Source organism: Streptomyces sp. NPDC046870 (assembly GCF_040704595.1).
Classification (GTDB): Bacteria; Actinomycetota; Actinomycetes; order Streptomycetales; family Streptomycetaceae; genus Streptomyces; species Streptomyces argyrophylli.
Genome location: NZ_JBEYXM010000012.1, coordinates 46022 through 64713 on the forward strand (window position 1 = coordinate 46022; position 18692 = coordinate 64713).

1 protein-coding gene is annotated in these 18692 nt (G+C 76.5%); it reads right to left on the reverse strand.

Going from position 1 to position 18692, the window contains the following annotated elements:
* Positions 1-4 precede the first annotated feature (4 nt).
* On the reverse strand, positions 5-18667 hold the full coding sequence (locus AB0946_RS24545; protein WP_366762800.1) for a non-ribosomal peptide synthase/polyketide synthase: 18663 nt from the start codon (positions 18665-18667) through the stop codon (positions 5-7).
* Positions 18668-18692 lie beyond the last annotated feature (25 nt).

Here is an 18692-nt window from a genome sequence, read left to right on the forward strand (position 1 = left end):
ATCCTCACCGTTCGTGGTCGTGGCCGCCGGCAGCGGCGTCTTCGGCGTCGGCTTCGTAGGGGCGGTTCGCGGGGCCGTCGCCGTGGGCGGCGCCCTCCAGCTCACTCAGCACCTGTTCCTCCACGAGGTCGGCCAGGGCGGCGACCGTCCGGGAGACCAGGACGTCGCGGGGGGTGAGCGTGACGCCGAAGGCGTCGTTGGCGCGGGAGGCGACGAGCAGGGCGCGCAGGGAGTCGCCGCCGAGCTCGAACCAGTCGTCCTCGGCGCCCACGGACGTCTGGAGGACCTCCTCCCACAGGGCCGCCAGCGCCTCCTCGGTGGGCGTGCGCGGTGCGACGTACCCGGACGGTGCCCGCTCCTCGGCCGGCGCCGGGGCGGGCAGGGCGGCCCGGTCGGTCTTGCCGTTCTCGGTGAGCGGGAAGCGGTCCAGCACCACGAACGCCGAGGGCACCATGGGGGCGGGCAGGGTCCGGGCGGCCAGCTCACGGAGTCCGGCGGCGGTGGGCGGTTCGGCGCCCGGGGCCCTGAGCAGGTGGGCGACCAGCCGGGGCAGGCCCGGTTCGTCCTCGCGTACGGTCACCACGGCGTCCAGCACGCCCGGATGGCGGACCAGGGTGGCCTCGACCTCGCCCGCCTCGATGCGGTGGCCGCGCAGTTTCAGCTGGTGGTCGGTGCGGCCCAGGTAGTGCAGTTCGCCCGCGCTGTCGCGGCGCACGAGGTCGCCGGTGCGGTACATGCGGGTGCCGGGCGGCCCGAACGGGTCGGCGCGGAACCGGTCGGCGGTCAGCCCGGGCCGGCCGAGGTAGCCGCGGGCCAGCGCCGGCCCCGACAGCCAGAGTTCACCGGTGACGCCGTCGGGGACGGGCCGCAGCCGGGCGTCGAGGACGTAGGCGCGGGTGGCGGGCAGCGGGCGGCCGATGGGCGGTGCCGCGCCGTCCGCCTCCAGGGGCGCCGACCAGGTGGCGACGACCGTGGCCTCGGTGGGGCCGTAGGAGTTGACCATGCGGTGGTGCGGGGCCCAGCGGGCGACGAGTTCGGCCCCGCACGCGTCGGCGCCGACGATCAGCGTCTTCAGGTCGGGCAGGGTGCCGGGCGTGCCGTCGGGCAGGGTGGCGAGCGCGGCCGGCGGCAGCAGGGTGTGCGTGACGCGTCCGGCCCGCAGGACGTCGGCCAGCTGGGCGCCGAGCAGCGGTCCCGGCGGGGGGACGACGAGCCGGGCGCCGTGCGGCAGGGACATGCACAGCTCCAGCACGGAGGCGTCGAAGCTGGGCGTGGCGAAGGCCAGCACCCGGTCGCCCGCGCCCACCCGGTAGTGGGCGGCCTCGGCGGCGCAGAACGCGGCGAGCCCGCGGTGGGTGACGACGACGCCCTTGGGGGTGCCGGTGGAGCCGGAGGTGTAGATGACGTAGGCCGGGTCGTCCAGGTCGAGCGGGCGGGTCCGGTCGGCGTCGGCCGGCCGGTGTCCCGGCACGTCGTCCGGCGGGGCGGCGAGCAGGTCCGCGACCTCCTTGGCGTCGAGGGTGAGGGCGGGGGCCGCGTCGCGCAGCATCAGGGCGATCCGCTCCTCCGGGTAGGCGGGGTCGACGGGCAGGAACGCGGCGCCCGCCTTGGTCACGGCGAGCTGGGCCAGCACCATGTCCGCCGAGCGGGGCAGCAGCAGCGCGACGAGGTCGCCGGGGCCGGCGCCCCGGGCGATGAGCCGGTGGGCGAGCCGGTTGGCCCGCGCCTCGGCCTCCGCGAAGGTGAGGAGCGTGCCCGGCGCGTCGAGCGCGGGCGCGCTGGGCCACCGGTCGACGGCGGTTTCCACCAGCGCGGGCAGGGTGGCGGCGGGCACCGGGCCGAGCGCCGGGCGGGCCGGGCCGCGCAGCAGCCGGTCGCGCTGCTCGGGCGGCAGTACGTCGAGGTCGTCCAGGCGGGCGGTGCCGTCCGAGGCGGCCAGGGCGTGCAGGGTGTGCAGCAGCTGTCCGGCCAGGGACTCGGCGGTGGCCGTATCGAAGTACCGGGGGTCGTAGCCGAGTTCGACGGCCAGCCGGTCGCCGGGCGAGACGACCACGGTGAGCGGGTAGTTGGTGGCCTCCCGGGCGTCCAGGTCCCGCAGGGCGAGTCCGTGCGCACCGGCGGTCGCGTCGCCGACCGGGTAGTTCTCGAAGACCACCAGGCTGTCGAACAGCGCCGTGCCGGGGGGCAGTTCGCCGAGGGTGTGCAGCGTGTTGAGGGGCAGGTGGTCGTGGCGGCGGTCCTCGGCCCGGGCCTCCTGCACCGCGCGCAGCCAGCCGGCGCAGTCGGCGGCGCCGTCGACCGCGGTGCGGGCGGGCAGCGTGGTGATGAACAGTCCGGTGATGCCGTCGGCGCCCGGCAGGTCGGCGGGCCGCCCGGAGACGGTCGTGCCGAAGCACACCTCCCGTTCCCCGCTCCACCGGGCCAGCAGCAGCGCCCAGGCGCCCTGCACCACGGTGTTGAGGGTGAGCCGGTGCCGGCGGGCGAACTCCTTCAGCAGCCGGGTCCGTCCGGTGTCGAGCCGCTGCGACAGCCAGGTCCCGGAGCGGGCCGTGGTGCCCGGGGCGGGCCTGCGGTCGTAGGGCAGCGGGGTCGGCGTGCCGAAGCCGGCCAGGACACCGCGCCAGTGGTCCAGCGCCGGGCCGGTGTCGCGGGCGGCCAGCCAGCCCGCGTAGTCCGCGAACGGCCTGCGCTCGGGCAGCCGGGGCGGCTCGCCCCGGGTGAGGGCGGCGTGCGCGTTCATGACGTCGGACAGGACGTGGAAGACGCTCCAGCCGTCCAGCAGGACGTGGTGGAAGGTCCACACCACGCGCACCGCGTCGGGGCCGAGCCGGACCAGGGCGAGCCGCAGCAGCGGGGCCCGGTCCAGGGCGACGCCCCGGGCCCGCTCGTCGGCGAGCAGGCGCTCCAGTTCCGCGTCCCGCCGGTCCGCCGGGAGTCCGCTCCAGTCGAGTTCGGTGACCGGCAGGGTCACGCTCCGGTGGACGACCTGGAGCGGCACGGGGACGCCGTGCAGGGCGACGGACGTGCGCAGCACGGGTGTGCGGTCGACGACGTGCCGCCAGGCCGCGGCCAGGGTGCCCGGGTCGCGGGCGCCGTCCGCCACGAAGGTGATCTGCTCGACGTAGAGGCCGTTTTCGGCGTCGTCGAGGCCGTGCATCACCATGCCGGTCTGGGTGGGCGTGAGCGGATACACGTCCGCGACGTCCGCTCCGCTGCCGACGAGCCGGTCGACGGCCGCCTGGTCCAGCGGTGCGAGCGGGAAGTCGGAGGGGGTGCGGCCGCCGGCGCCGGGCTCGGCGCAGTGGCGGACGATCGCGCGGAGTTCGTCGGCCAGTTCGGCCGCCAGCCGGGCGACGGTCTCGCGCCGGTGCACCTGCCGTGAGTAGGACCAGGTGAACTCCAGCCGGTCGTCGGCGACCCGGCCGAGGACGTCGAGGAGGTACGGGCGCTCCGCAGAGCGGTCCATGCCGCCGGTGAGGCCGCCGTGGGGCGCGTGCAGCAGGCCGCCGGGGACCGGCGTACCGTCCTGCCGGCCCAGGTAGTTGAAGCAGACCGGCGGCAGGTCGGGCAGCCCGGCTCCGGCCGTGGGACGCAGGAAGCGCAGGGCGCCGTAGCCGAGTCCGCCGTGCGGTACGGCCCGCAGGTTCTCCTTGACGGTCTTCAGCGCGGTGCCGGTGCCGGCGTCCCGGGGCACGTCCAGGGCGACCGGGTACATCGCGGTGAACCAGCCGACGGTCCGGGCGAGGTCGGCGTCCTCGAACAGCTCCTCGCGGCCGTGGCCCTCCAGGGTCACCGCCACCCGGTCCCGGCCGGTCCAGCGGGCCAGGACCCGGCCCAGCGCGCACAGCAGGACGTCGTTGACGCGGGTGCGGTACACGTCCGGCACGTCCTGGAGCAGCCGGCGTGTCTCCTCGGCGTCCAGTCCCGCGGTGACGCTGTCCTCGTCGGCGACGGTGTTCGCGCCGCCGGGGTGGTCGGCGGGCAGCGCGGCGGGGGCGTCCAGGGCCTGCCAGTGGGCGAGTTCGCCGTCGAAGCCGCCCGCCTCGGTGTGCGCGGCGAGCCGCCGGGCCCAGTCCCGGAAGGAGGTGCTCTTGGCGCCGAGATCGGGCCGCTCGCCGTCCCGCAGGGCGCGGTGGGCGTGCTCCAGGTCCTCCAGGACCAGCCGCCAGGACACGGCGTCCACGACCAGGTGGTGGGCGGCCAGCAGCAGCACCGGCCGGCCCCCGCCGTCGTCCGGCAGGCACAGCGCGGCCCGCAGCAGCGGCCCGCCGGCCAGGTCGAACCCGGCGCCGAGCGCGTCGGCCACCTCCTGCGGCGCGGTCCCCCGGTGCACCTCCAGGTGGACCTCCTCCCCCGGCGCGGCGCCGTACTGCCGCCACCGCCCGTCGCCGCCCGGCTCGAAGCGCAGCCGCAGCGCGTCGTGGTGCTCCAGTACGGCGGCCAGGGCGGCCCGCAGCAGATCCTCGTCCGGTTCCGCGGCCAGCTCGAAGCCGACCGTCTGGCTGAAGTGGGCGGGGTCGCCGGTGAGGGTGCCGAGGAGCCAGTGCTGTACGGGGGTGAGCGGGGCGTCGCCGGTCACCGGGCCCTGCTCGGCGACGGTGGCCGCGGCGCCGCGGCCCTGTCCGTCCGGCGCACGTTCGGCGACGGCGGCCAGGCCGGCGAGGGTCTGGTGGGTGAACAGGTGCCGGGGGGTCAGGACGAGCCCGGCCCGGCGGGCGGCCGAGACGACCTGGATGCCGAGGACGGAATCGCCGCCGAGGGTGAAGTAGTTGTCGTCGGCGCCGACTTCGGGCACGCCGAGCACCTTCGACCAGATGTCCGCGAGGATGCGCTCGGCCTCGGTGCGCGGTGGCCGGCCCGTCTCACCGGTGGCCGTGGCGGCCCACTCGGGCGCGGGCAGCGCCCGCCGGTCGAGCTTGCCGGTGGCCCCGAGGGGCAGCCGCTCCAGCGGGACGACGAGGGCGGGCACCAGGTGGTCGGGGAGGCTGCGGGCGAGGAAGGCACGCAGTTCGGCGGGGTCCGGCAGGGCCGCCTCGCGGGGCACCGCGTACCCGACCAGGCGGCGGTGGCCCGCGTCCTCCACCACCCGGGCCGCTGCCGCCGCCACGGCCGGGTGGCGGGCCAGCGCGGCCTCCACCTCGCCGAGTTCGATGCGGAAGCCCCGCACCTTGACCTGGTCGTCGCCGCGGCCGAGGTAGACGAGGTCGCCGTCGGCCGTCCAGCGCACCAGGTCGCCGGTGCGGTACATGCGGCTGCCGGGCGGCCCGAACGGGTCGGGCAGGAAGCGGCTCGCGGTCAGACCCGGCCGGCGCAGGTAGCCGCGGGCGACGCCGGTTCCGGCCAGGAACAGTTCGCCGGGGGCCCCGACGGGCACCGGGCGCATCCGCTCGTCCAGGACGTAGGCGCGGGCGCCGCCGAGCGGCCGGCCGATCGGCGGGTCGCGGTCGGGGTCGGCCGGGTCGCAGGTGAAGGCGGTGGCGTAGACGGTGGCCTCGGTGGGGCCGTAGATGTTGCGCACCTGGCTGCCGGGGACGGCGTCGCGGACCCGGCGCACGGTCCGGGCGGGCAGCCCCTCCCCCGCCAGGACGACGGTGTCCGCGGTGATGCGCACGGCGTCCTCCGCGAGCAGCCGGTCCAGGGCCGACGGCACCGCGCTGAGCAGTCCGGCCCGCCAGGGTCCGGGACGTTCGGCGAGGGCCAGCAGGTCGCGGACGACCTCCACGCAGCCGCCGGACAGCAGGGGCGAGAAGATCTCGAACACCGACACGTCGAAGTTGAGCGAGGTCGAGGCCACCACGTGTGCCAGGCCCCGGCCGGTGAACTCGGCCGCCGCCCAGTCGGTCAGGGCCAGCACGGACGCGTGGCTGACGACGACGCCCTTGGGCCGGCCGGTGGAACCGGAGGTGTGGATGACGTAGGCGGGGTGTCCGGGCAGCAGCGGGCCGCGCCGCTCGCCGTCACCGACCGGGGTGTCCGGCACGTCGGCACCGGGACCCGCGTCCAGCAGGATGCGGGTGAACGGCCCCTCGGGCAGCCGGCCGGCGGTCTGCGTGGCCGTGACGACGGCGTCGGGGCGTACGTCCTCGAAGAGGAACGCGACGCGCTCGGCCGGGTACTGGGGGTCGACCGGGAGATAGGCCGCGCCGCTCTTCAGCACGGCGAGGAGCGCCACGACCAGGTCGGCGGTGCGGGGCAGGCACAGGGCGACGAAGCGTTCGGGTCCGGCGCCGGCGGCGATGAGCCGCCGGGCCAGCCGGCTGGAGCGCGCGTCGAGTTCGCGGTAGGTGAGGCAGGTGTCGCCGTGGCGGACGGCCGGGGCGTCCGGGGTGCGTTCGGCCTGGCGCCGGAACGCCCCGGGCAGCGTGTCGCGCGGTGCCTCGGCGGTCCGGCCGCCGAACCGGCCGGCCAGCGCCCGCCCCGCGGCCGGGTCCAGCAGCGGCAGGTCGGCCAGGCGGCGGCCGGGGTCGTCGGCCATGCCGGTCAGCAGGGTGCGCAGGCTCTCGCCGAGCCCTTCCACCGTGCGGGTGTCGAACGCGGCCGGGTCGTAGTCCAGGTGCACGGTCAGGGTGTCCCCGGGCTCGACGACCACGCTGAGCGGGTAGCTGGTCGGCTCCAGGTCCCGCTCCTGCTCCATGGCCAGGCCGTACCGGGCCGGCGCGCCCTCGTCGAAGGGGTAGTTCTCGAAGACGACGATGGAGTCGAACAGGCCGGTGCCGCCGGGCACGTCGCTCCAGGACTGCACCTGGGCCAGCGAGACGAAGTCGTGTCGCCTGGCCTCGGACTGGGCGGCCTGGAGGTCGCGCAGCCAGTCCAGCAGCGGGCGCCGCCCGTCGACGCGGGCCCGGGTGGGCAGGGTGTTGATGAACAGGCCGACCATCGTGGTGACGCCCGGCAGGTCGGCGGGCCGTCCGGAGACGGTCGTACCGAACACGACGTCGTCGCCGCCCCCGTAGCGGGACAGCAGCAGCGCCCAGGCGCCCTGGAGGACCGTGTTGAGGGTCAGCCCGGCCCGCTGGGCGGTGTCCCGCAGGCGCGCCGAGACGTCCGGGGAGAGGGTCATCCGCACCGACCCGGAGGAGGTGGCGCGGTGGGCCTCGGCGGGCCGCCGGTCGCGGGGAAGCTCGGTGGGCGCCTGGAACCCGGCGAGCGCCTCCCGCCAGTACTGTTCGGCCCGGCCGGTGTCCCGCCCGGCCAGCAGGCGCACATGGTCGGCGAAGGGCCGGCGCTCGGGCACCTGCGGGCGGCGCCCGGAGACGAGGGCCGCGTACCGCTCGCACACCTCGTCGAAGACCTGGGCCGCGCTCCAGCCGTCGAGCAGGACGTGGTGGAACGTCCACAGCACGCGGACCCGGTCCGGTGCCAGCCGGATCAGCGTCAGCCGCATCAGGGGCGCGGTGCCCAGGTCGATGCCGGCCCGCCGGTCCTCGGCGACCAGCCGGTCCAGCTCGCGCGCCTCGCGGTCGGCGGGCCACCCGGTCCAGTCGAGGTGGGTGACGGGCACGGTGGCGCGGTGCCGGACGACCTGGAGCGGTTCCCGGGTCTCCTGCCACACCAGCCCGGTGCGCAGCACCGTGTTGGCGTCGGCGGTGTGCTGCCACGCCTCGGCGAGCACGTGCGGGTCGGTGACGCCGGACAGCACCAGCTGCACCTGGTTGACGTAGGTGCGGCCGGCCGGCTCGAGCAGGCTGTGGAAGAGCATGCCCGCCTGCATCGGCGTCAGCGGGTAGATGTCGGCGACGTCCCGGCCGTCCCCTGCGATCCGGTCCACGGCGGCCTGTTCGAGGCGGGCCAGCGGGAAGTCCGAGGGGGTACGGCCGCCCGCGTCCGGGCGGGCGCAGTGGGCGACGATGTCACCGAGGGCCCGCAGCATGCCCTCGGCGAGCGCGGTGACGGTCTCCTCCCGGTGCCGTCCGGCGCTGTAGTACCAGGTGATCTCCAGCCGGTCGTCCTCGACCCGGGCCACGACGTCCAGCAGGTGCGGCCGCTCGGTGCCGGGCGCCTCCGCGCCGCCGAGGCCGCCGGGCACGGCCCCGATCAGGGTGCCGCCCTCGGCGGACCAGTCGAAGCGGCCCAGGTAGTTGAAGCTGATACCGGGCGTGGGGGTGCCGGTGAGCCGTGCGTCGCGGGCCAGGTGGCGCAGGACGCCGTAACCGAGTCCCCGGTCGGGTACGGCCCGCAGCTGCTCCTTCACCGACTTCAGGGCGGTGCCCCAGTCCCCGGCCGGGACGGTGAGGGCGACCGGGTGGAGCGAGGTGAACCAGCCGACCGTGCGGGACAGGTCGACGTCCTCGAACAGCTGGTCCTCGCGGCCGTGGCCCTCCAGGCCGACGGCGACGGTGGCGCGTCCGGTCCAGTCGGCGAGGACCCGGCCCAGCGCGGTGAGCAGGACGTCGTCGACGCGGGTGCGGTAGACGCCGGGGACGCGGCGCAGGAGGGCGTCGGTGCGGTCGCGGTCCAGCCGTACGGTCACCTCCCGGGTGCCGGCCGTGGTGGTGCCGCCGTCGCCGTCCACGGGCAGCGGGCCGGCGCAGGCCCGGGCGGCCTCCTCCCAGTGGGCGCGGCCGGCGGCGAAGACGTCGGCGTGCTCGCGCAGCCGGCGGGCCCACTCCTGTGCGGAGGTGGTGCGGGCGGGCAGCCGTACGGGCTGTCCGGACGCGGCCTGCCGGTAGGCGGTCTCCAGGTCCTCCAGCAGGATCCGCCAGGAGACCCCGTCGACCACCAGGTGGTGGGCGATCAGCAGCAGCCGGGCGGGGCGGGGGCCGTCGGCGGTGAAGAGGCGGGCGGTGAACAACGGGCCCGTGTCCAGGCGGAGTCCGGCGTGGGCCGCCGCCGTGACGAGTTCCTCGGCGCGGGCGTCGTGGACCTGGAGCAGGCCGGGGACCGGGCTGTCGGCGGCGGCGACGTCCTGGCGCCAGCCGCCACCGTCGGGCACGAACCGCGCGCGCAGGGCGTCGTGGTGGGTCCACAGCGCGGTCAGGGCGCGGCGCAGGGCGTCCTCGTCCACCGGGCCTGCCGTCTCGATGACGACGGACTGGTTGAAGAAGTCGGGGTGCGCGGGGCGGGGGTCCAGGAACCAGTGCTGGATGGGGGTGAGCTCCGCCGGACCGGCGACCGGCCCGGTACCGGCGACGGCGGGCGCGGCACCGTCGCCGGCGGCGGCCAGTTCGGCCACCGTGGGGTGCCGGAAGAGATCGCGCGGGCTGAGCGTGAGCCCCGCGGCCCGGGCCCGGGAGACCACCTGGATGCTGAGGATGGAGTCACCGCCCAGCATGAAGAAGTTGTCGTCGACGCCGACCTGTTCGAGGCCGAGCAGCTCGGCCCAGATCCCGGCGAGGACGCGCTCGGTCTCGGTGCGCGGTGCCCGGTGGGCCCGCTCGCCGCCCGCCGACCAGTCGGGTGCGGGCAGCCGCCGCCGGTCGACCTTGCCGTTGGCGGTCAGCGGCAGCTCGGGCACGGTGACGAACGCGGCGGGCAGCATGTAGTCGGGCAGTGCGGCCGAGAGGTGGGCGCGCAGCTCGGCGGCGGACGGCACCTCGGCGTCCCCGGCCGGCACGAGGTGGGCGGCAAGCCGTTTGCGCCCGGCGTCCTCGTACAGGGAGACGACGGCCTCCGCGACGCCGGGGTGGGCGGTGAGGCGGGCCTCGATCTCGGCGGGTTCGACGCGGAAGCCGCGGATCTTGATCTGGTCGTCCGCGCGGCCGACGAAGTGCAGCTCGCCGTCGGCGCTCCAGCGCACGATGTCGCCGGTGCGGTACATCCGGGTGCCGGGCGGGCCGAAGGGGTCGGCGACATAGCGGGCGGCGGTCGCCCCGGGCCGGCCCGCGTAGCCCCGCGCCAGTCCGGCGCCGGCGACGTACAACTCGCCGGGAACGCCGGGCGGTTGCGGCTGGAGGGACGCGTCCAGGACGTACACGCGGGTGTTGTCCAGCGGGCGTCCGATGGGCAGGACGGCGGGCAGCGGGTCGCCGGAGCGGAAGGCGCGGCGGGTGGCGAAGGTGGTGGTCTCGGTGGGGCCGTAGCCGTCCACGACGGTCAGTCCGGGGCAGGCGTCCAGCACCCGGCGCACGACCGCGCCCGGTACGGCCTCGCCGCCGGTCCACACCTCGCGGGCTCCGCGCAGGCAGCCGGGGTCCTCCTGGGCCAGCAGGCGGAACAGCCCCGCCGTCAGCCACAGGCAGGTGACACCCTGCTCCCCGACGGCACGGCGGACCACGGTGGCGTCCAGGTCGGTGGGCGGGGCGAGCACGGCCGTACCGCCGCGCAGCAGCGGCACCCACACCTCGTAGGTGGCGGCGTCGAAGGCGTGCGGCGAGTGCACGAGGACCCGGTCGTGCCCGGCGAACGCCCGGTCCAGGGCGAGCGCGGCGACGTCGCGCTGACGCACCGCGACGCCCTTGGGGGTTCCGGTGGAGCCGGACGTGAACATCAGGTACTGGACGTTGTCCGGGTGGACGGTGTGGGCGGGGGCCGTGGGGCGGTCGGTGCCGGAGGTGTCGTCCACGCGCAGGACGCCGTCGCCGGGCAGCGCCTCCCGGGCCGTCTCCTCCCACCCGGCGTCGGTGAGCAGCAGCCCGGCCCCGGCCTCGGCGAGCGTCCGGCGCAGCCGCTCGACGGGGGCCCGGCCGTCCAGCGGCACGTACACCCCGCCGGTGCGGACGAGCGCCAGCTGGGTGACGATCAGCTCCACGCGGCGGTCCATGAGCACCCCGACCGGGCACTCCGGGCGTACGCCCAGCCCTGCCAGCCGGGCCGCCAGCTCCGCTGCCCGGGCGTCGAGTTCGCGGTACGTCAGGCGCTCGGCACCGGCCTCCACGGCGACCGCGCCGGGAGTACGGCGCACCTGCGCGGCGAAGAGGTCCGCGACGGTGGCGTCGGGCAGAGGGGTGGCGGTGTCGTTCCAGGCGCGCAGCACCTGTGCGCGGCGGTCGGCGGTGAGCAGCGGGAGCCGGGCGGGCGGACGGGCCGGGCCGGTGGGCATCCCGGTGAGCAGGACGGTCAGGTACTCGGCCATCCGCTCGGCGGTCGCCGCGTCGAACAGCTCGGGGTCGTAGCCGAGGCGCAGGGTCAGCCCGGTGCCCGGGTAGGCGGTGAGACTCAGCGGGTAGTTGGTGGTCTCGATGCCCTCCAGGCCGCTCAGGCGCAGTCCGTGGGCGGCGGCGAGGTCGTCGTCCACCGGATAGTTCTCGAAGACGACGATGCTGTCGAACAGGCCGACCCGCTCGGGAAGTTCGGTGAACGCCCGCATCCGGGTCAGCGGCAGGTGGTCGAAGCGCCGGTCCTCGCTCTGGTCCTGTTGCAGCGTGCGCAGCCAGCCGAGCAGGGTGCCGGTCTCCGGGACGGTGACGCGGGTGGGCAGGGTGGTGATGAACAGGCCGGTCATGGCCTCGGCGCCGGGCAGCTCGGGCGGCCGTCCGGACACGGTGGTGCCGAACACCACCTCGTCCCGGCCCGACTGCCGGGCCAGCAGCAGTGCCCAGGCGCCCTGCACCAGGGTGTTCAGGGTCAGCCCGGAGGTCCGGGCCAGTTCCTCCAGCGCCCGGCTGGTGGCCGCGGGCAGCGTGACCCGGACGGCGTGCGTGGACTCGGCGCGGTGGGCCTCGCGCGGTTCACGGTCGTACGGCAGCGGGGTGGCCTCGGTCAGGCCGGACAGGCGGCGCTGCCAGTGCCGTTCGGCGGCGCCCGGGTCGCGCCCGCGCAGCCAGCCGACGTAGTCGCGGTGGGGCGGGCGGTCCGGGAGGGCGCCGGGGTCGCCGCCGGCGTGGTGGGCGAAGACGTCCGAGAGCACCTGGAACAGGCTCCAGCCGTCCAGGAGCAGGTGGTGGAAGGACCACACCACGCGCACCTCGGTGTCGGAGAGGCGGGCGAGGAGCAGCCGCTGGAGCGGGGCGCGGCCGAGGTCGATGCCGTCGGCGCGGTCACGGGCCAGTACGTCGTCCAGCCGGGCGCGGCGCTCGCCGTCGGTCAGGTCGCGCCAGTCCAGGTGGGTGACCGGTACCGCCGCGTGGCGCCGCACCACCAGCAGCGGCTCGGGCACGTCCTGCCACACGACGCCGGCGCGCAGCACCTCGGTGCGGTCGGTGACGTGCTGCCAGGCGGCGGCGAGGGTCCGCGGGTCGGGCACGCCGTCCAGGACGAAGGTCAGCTGCTGGAAGTAGACACCGCGGTCGTCCTGGGACAGGCCGTGGAAGAGCATGCCCGCCTGGGTGGGCGTGAGCGGGTACACGTCCGCGACCGCCGCCGGGTCCGCGCCGGTGATCCGGTCCACCGCGGCCTGGTCGAGCCGGGCCAGCGGGAAGTCGGACGGCGTGCGCCCGGCGGCTCCGGGCCGGGCGGCGTACCGGGCCAGGTCGGCCAGCGCGTCGGCGAAGCGGCCCGCCAGCCCGGCGACCGTGTCCTCCCGGTGCAGCCGGCCGGAGTAGAACCATGTGAACTCCAGCGTGTCGCCGGTGAGCCGGCCGACGACCTCCAGGGCGTGCGGGCGCTCGGCCGCCGGGTCGGCGTCCAGCTCCAGTGGCCGCACGGTGCACCGGTAGAGGCCGTCCGGGTCCTCCGGCAGCCCCATCCGGCCGAGGTAGTTGAAGCTGATCTGCGCCTCGGGGGTGCGCGGGGCCGTGGCGGGATCCGTCAGGCGGCGCAGCGCGTCATGGCCCAGGCCGTGCCGGGGTACGGCGCGCAGCTGCTCCTTGACCCGCTTGAGCACGGCGTCCCAGCCGGCGTCCTCGGGGACGGCGAGCGCGACGGGGTACCGGGTGGTGAACCAGCCGACCGTGCGGCTGATGTCCAGTTCGGGGAAGAGTTCCTCGCGGCCGTGCCCCTCGACGTCGACCACCACCCGGTCCTTGCCGCTCCAGGCGCACAGCGCCCGGCCGAGGGCGCCGAGCAGGACGTCGTTGGCCTGGGTGCGGTAGGTGTCGGGCAGGGTGCGCAGCAGGGCGGAGGTGTCCTCGGGGCTCAGGCGCACGGTGACGGCGCGCTGGGATGCGTAGGTGTTCGCGTGCGGGGAGCCGTCCGCGCCGGGGTCGCTCGCCGGCACCACGGGACCGGTCTGCGGGACGGCCCGGGTCCAGTACTCCCGTTCGTCGTCGAAGCCGCCGTCCGCCGCGTGCGCGGCCAGCCGGCGGGCCCACTCCCGCAGGGCCGAGGACTTCGCGGGCAGCGCCGCCGCGCCGTCGTCGCCGGCCCGGCGGGCCCGGTAGGCACGGTCCAGGTCCTCCAGCAGCACCCGCCAGGACACCCCGTCGACGACCAGGTGGTGGACGGCGAGGTGCAGGGCTCGGGGGCGGCCGGTTGCGTCGTCGTGCAGCACGGCCCGCAGCAGCGGGCCGCGGGCGAGGTCGAAGGGGCCGAAGTGCGGGGTGTCCGTGTCCGGGCCGGTGTGGCGGGCGAGGTGGATCCGGGGCGCCCGGTCCTCGATGTGCCAGCGGACGCCGGTGCCGCTGCCGTCGGTGACGAAACGGGAGCGCAGGGCGTCGTGGTGGGCGACCAGGTCGTTCAGCGCGTCTTCCAGCGCCGCCGGGTCCAGGTCGTCCGGCACGCGGACGGACAGCGCCTGGGCGTAGTGGCCGGCGCGTGCGGCGGCGGTCTCGAACAGCCAGTGCTGGATGGGTGTCAGGGGGGCCGGGCCGGTGGCCGCCTCCGGGGCGGGGGCGGCCTCGCGGGGACCCCGGGCGGCGTCCGCGCAGCGGGCGAGGGCGGCGACCGTCTGGTGCCGGTAGACGTCCCGGGAGGTCAGCGACAGCCCCTCCTGCCGGGCGCGGGCCACCACCTGGATGCTGAGGATGGAGTCGCCGCCGAGTTCGAAGAAGTTGTCGTCGACGCCGACGCGTTCCACGCGCAGCACCTCGGCCCAGATCGCGGTGAGCGCACGTTCGGTGGGCGTGCGGGGCGCGACGTGCCGTACCGCGCGCACGGCGGGGCCCGGGTCGGGGAGCCGGGCGCGGTCGAGCTTGCCGTTGGGGTTGAGCGGCAGGGTGTCGAGCACGACGACGGCCGAGGGCACCATGGAGGCGGGCAGGGTGCGGCCGAGCTCCCGGCGTACGGCCTCGGGTTCGACCCGCTGCCCGGCGGCCGGGACGACGTATCCGGCCAGCCGCCGGTGGCCGTCGGCGTCGGTGGCGACGGTGGCCGCCGCCTCGGTGACCCCCGCGCAGCGGCGCAGCGCCTCCTCGACCTCGCCCAGTTCGATCCGGAAGCCGCGCACCTTGACCTGCTGGTCGATGCGGCCGACGTACTCCAGTGCGCCGTCGGCACGGCGGCGCACCAGGTCGCCGGTGCGGTACATGCGCTCCCCCGGCGCGCCGAACGGGTCGGCGACGAACCGGGCGGCGGTCAGTCCGGGCCGGTGCAGGTAGCCGCGGGCCAGGCCGCCGCCCCCGAGGTACAACTCGCCGGTGACGCCGACCGGCTGGGGGCGCAGGCAGCCGTCGAGGACGTAGGCCCGGGTGAGCGCCACGGGTCCGCCGATGGGCGGGGCCTGTTCGGGCAGCCGGTCACCGGCGAACCAGGCGGTGGCGTACACGGTGGCCTCGGTGGGCCCGTAGAGGTTGGCGACACGGCACTCGGGAAGGGCGGCGCGCAGGTCCCGCAGCGTCTGCTCGGGCAGGGCCTCACCGGCCAGCACGACGGTGTCCGCGGTGACGGGCGCCGTGCCGGCCGCGATCAGGCGGGAGACGACGGACGGGACTCCGCTGAGCAGCCCGGCGCGCCGGGGGCCGGTGCCGTCGGCGAGGGCGGGCAGGTCGGGGACCACCTCGACGGTGCCGCCGGCCGTCAGCGGGCACAGCAGCTCGAAGACGGAGACGTCGAAGTTGAGGGAGGTGGAGGCGATCACGTGGTCCAGGCCGGCGGTCCCGAACCGCTCCTTCGTCCACGCGGCCAGTGCGGCGACCGTGCGGTGGGTGACCACGACTCCCTTGGGGCGGCCGGTGGAACCGGAGGTGTAGATGACGTACGCGGGATGGTCCGGCAGCAGCGGCCGGGGCCGGTCGGCGTCGGTGAGGTCCGTGTCGGGCACGGCCGGGCCGGCGCAGTCCTCCAGGAGGAGGGGGGCGCAGTCGGCGGGCAGGGCGGAGGCCGTCTCCCGGGTGGCGAGGACGAGGGCGGGCCGGGCGTCGTCGAGCATGAGCCGGACGCGTTCGGCCGGATAGCCGGGGTCGACGGGGAGGTAGCCCGCGCCCGAGGCGAGCACGGCCCACAGCACGGGCACGAGGTCGGCGGTGCGCGGCAGGCACAGCGCGACCAGGGTCTCCGGGCCCGCGCCGCGCGCGAGGAGCAGCCGGGCCAGCCGGTTGGCGCGCCGGGCCACCTCGGCGTAGTCCAGCCGGTCCGCGCCGCAGATCACGGCGGTACGGCCGGGGGTCCGGGCCGCCTGGGCGCGGAACAGGTCGGGCAGCGTGCCGTGGCGGGTGTCCCGGCAGCGGTGGGCGGGCGGGTTCCAGGCGTCGGTCAGGGTGCGCTGTTCCTCGGCCGAGAGCATGGGCAGCTCGGCGAGCGTGCGGCCCGGTCCGTCCGCCATGCCTTCCAGCAGGCGGTGCAGATGGGCGGTCAGCCGGGCCACGGTGGCGGCGTCGAACAGGTCCGTGTTGAACTCGGCGGTCAGCACGCAGCCGCCGTCCTGGTCCGGTGAGAACTCCAGGACCAGGTCGAAGCGGGCGGCGGGGCGGGGCAGCGGGTGCTCGGCGAGGCGCAGCCCGCCGGACCGGGGCGGCACGGGCAGCGCGGTCTGCTGCACGACGAGGGCCTGCACCAGCGGGGTGCGGCTCGGGTCGCGGGGCGGTGCCAGCTCCTCGACCACCCGGTCGAACGGCACCCCGTCGTGGGCGAAGGCGTCCAGCACGGTCGTCCGCACGCTCTCCACGAACCGGTCCACGGTGGCCCGTTCGTCGACCTCGCCCCGCAGCACCACCGTGTTGGCGAAGAAGCCCGGCACGTCCTCCAGGTCACGCCGCCCGCGCCCGGTGGTGACGGTGCCGAACGCGACGTCCCGCTGGCCCGAGTAGCGGGAGAACAGCAGCGCGGAGGCGCCGGCGAAGAGGGTGAACACCGTGGTGCCGCGCCCTGCGGCCAGTTGCCGCAGCCGGGTCACCAGCTCGGCGGGGAGCGGGTGCCGGTGGGCCGCTCCGGCGGTGGTGCGCACGGCGGGACGCGGCCGGTCGGTGGGCAGCTCCAGCTGCTGCATGCCCGCCAGGTGACGTCTCCAGTAGGCCAGGTCCTCCGTGTCGGCCTCGGTGGAACGCTGCCGCCGCTCCCAGACGGCGAAGTCCGGGTACTGCACGGCGGGCCGCGGCAGGCCGTCGGGTTCGCCGGTGGTCTCCGCGTGGTAGAGGGCGGCGAGTTCGCGGGTGAGGATGCCCACGGACCAGCCGTCGGTGACGATGTGGTGCTGGGCCAGGAGCAGCAGGTGGTCCTCGGCGGCGAGCCGGACGAGCAGCGCCCGGGTGAGCGGGCCGGCCGTCAGGTCGAAGGGACGGCCCAGTTCCTCGGTGAGCAGCGCCTCCGCCGCGTCCGGACGGCACGCCCCGGGTACGCCGGTGAGGTCCGCCGTGCGCAGGGGCAGGTCCGCCTCCGGTGCGACACGCTGGGCGCCCTGTCCGCCGGCCGTGGTGAACGTGGTGCGCAGGGAGGCGTGGCGGGCGGCGAGGCGGTGCAGGGAGCGGCCGAGCGCGTCGGGGTCCAGGGGTCCGCGCAGCCGCAGGGACACGCCGGTGTTGTACTCGGTGCCGCCCTCGGTGAGGTCGTCGAGGTACCAGAGCCGCCGCTGCGCGCTGGACAGGGGCAGGGCGCCCTCGCGCGGCGCCGGCGGTATCGGTTCCGGCGGCGCGGCGGCCGACGGGTCGCCCAGCAGGGGGGCCAGGGCGGCGACCGTCCGCGCGGTGAAGACGTCCCGGACGGTCAGCCGGACACCGAGCTCGTCCCGGATCCGGGCCAGCGCGCGGGCGGCGAGGATCGATTCGCCGCCCAGGTCGAAGAAGTCGTCCGTCACCCCGACCGCGTCGACGCCCAGCACCTCCGCCCAGATCCGGGCGAGGGCACGCTCGCCCGCCGACCGCGGCGCGACCCGGTCCTGCGTGACCGTGCGCCCCGGCGCGGGCAGGGCCCGCCGGTCGATCTTGTGCTGCGGGGTGAGCGGCATCCGGTCGAGCACCACGACGGCGGACGGCACCATGTGGGCGGGCAGGACGGCGGCCACGGCCGAGCGCAGGGCCGCCGGGTCCAGGGGGCGCGCAGGACCGGAGGGGGCGGGGGCGGCGGGGTCGGCGGCGCCCTGGCCGGCGGGGGTGACGTAGCCGACGAGGCGTTGGTGGCCCGGCTCGTCCTCCCGGACCACGACCACGGCCTCGCCGACGCTGCCGGCGCCGGCGCGGCGCAGCGCCGTCTCGATCTCGCCGGGTTCGATACGGAAGCCGCGGACCTTCACCTGCCGGTCGAGCCGGCCCAGGAACTCCAGTTCCCCGTCGGCGGTCCAGCGCGCCCGGTCCCCGGTGCGGTACAGACGGGCTCCGGGCGGGCCGAAGGGGTCGGGGACGAAGCGGGCCGCGGTCAGGCCCGGGCGGCCCAGGTAACCGCGGGCCACCGCGTCGCCGCCGATGAACAGCTCGCCGTCCGCGCCGTCCGGTACGGGGCGCAGCGCGGCGTCGAGGACGTGCACCCGGGTGTGCGGCAGGGCGCCGCCGATCGTCGGCGTGCCCTGGCCGGCGGTGAGCGGCCCGGTCCAGGTGGCGACGATGGTGGCCTCGGTCGGGCCGTACGAGTTGATCATGCGGCGCCCGGGGGCCCAGCGGTCGACCAGCGTGGCGGGGCAGGCCTCCGCGCCCACGATCAGCGTGCGCAGATGGCGGCCGGTGCCCCGCGCGGGGTCCGGCAGGGTGGCCAGCGCGGCCGGCGGGATGAGGGCGTGGGTGATGCGGTGCTCGTCGAGGACCGCGGCGAGTTCGTCACCGAGCCAGGGGCCGTGCGGCGGTACGACGAGGGTGGCGCCGGCCAGCACCGAGACGAACAGCTCCAGCACGGAGGCGTCGAAGCTCGGCGAGGAGAACTGCAGCACGCGGTCGCCGGGGCCCACCGCGTACCGTTCGGCGGCGGCAGCGGTGAAGCCGCCGATGCCGCGGTGGGTGACGGTCACGCCCTTGGGGGTACCGGTGGAGCCGGAGGTGTAGATGACGTAGGCGGCGTGGTCGGCGCCGGCAGGGACGACCGCGTCGGCCTCGTGTCCCCGGCTGTCGCCGGTGTCCAGCAACTCGCGGACGCGGCGCGGGTCGTCGAGGGTGACGGCGGGCGCGGCGTCGGCGAGCATCAGCGCGCGGCGCTCGGCGGGATAGGCCGGGTCCACGGGCAGGAACGCGGCACCTGCCCGGGCGACGGCCAGCTCGGCCGCGACCAGTTCCATGGAGCGCGGCAGGACCAGGGCGACGATCCGGTCGGGACCGGCTCCTCGCCGGGCGAGGTGTACGGCCAAGCGGTCGGCGCGGGCGGCGAGTTCGCGGTAGCTCCAGGTCCGCCGGCCGTCGGTGAGCGCCGGGGCGTCCGGGGTGCGGGCCACCCACGCGGTGAACAGCTCGCCGAGCGTCGGGTGCGCCACGGCGGCCGCGCTCTCCGAGGCGTCGGCGGCGGAGCCGGCCTGCGGCGGCAGGGAGGACGCCGGTGCGGGCTTGTCGTGCAGGTCCGTCATGGGTGAAGTCCTTTGGAGAGCGGGA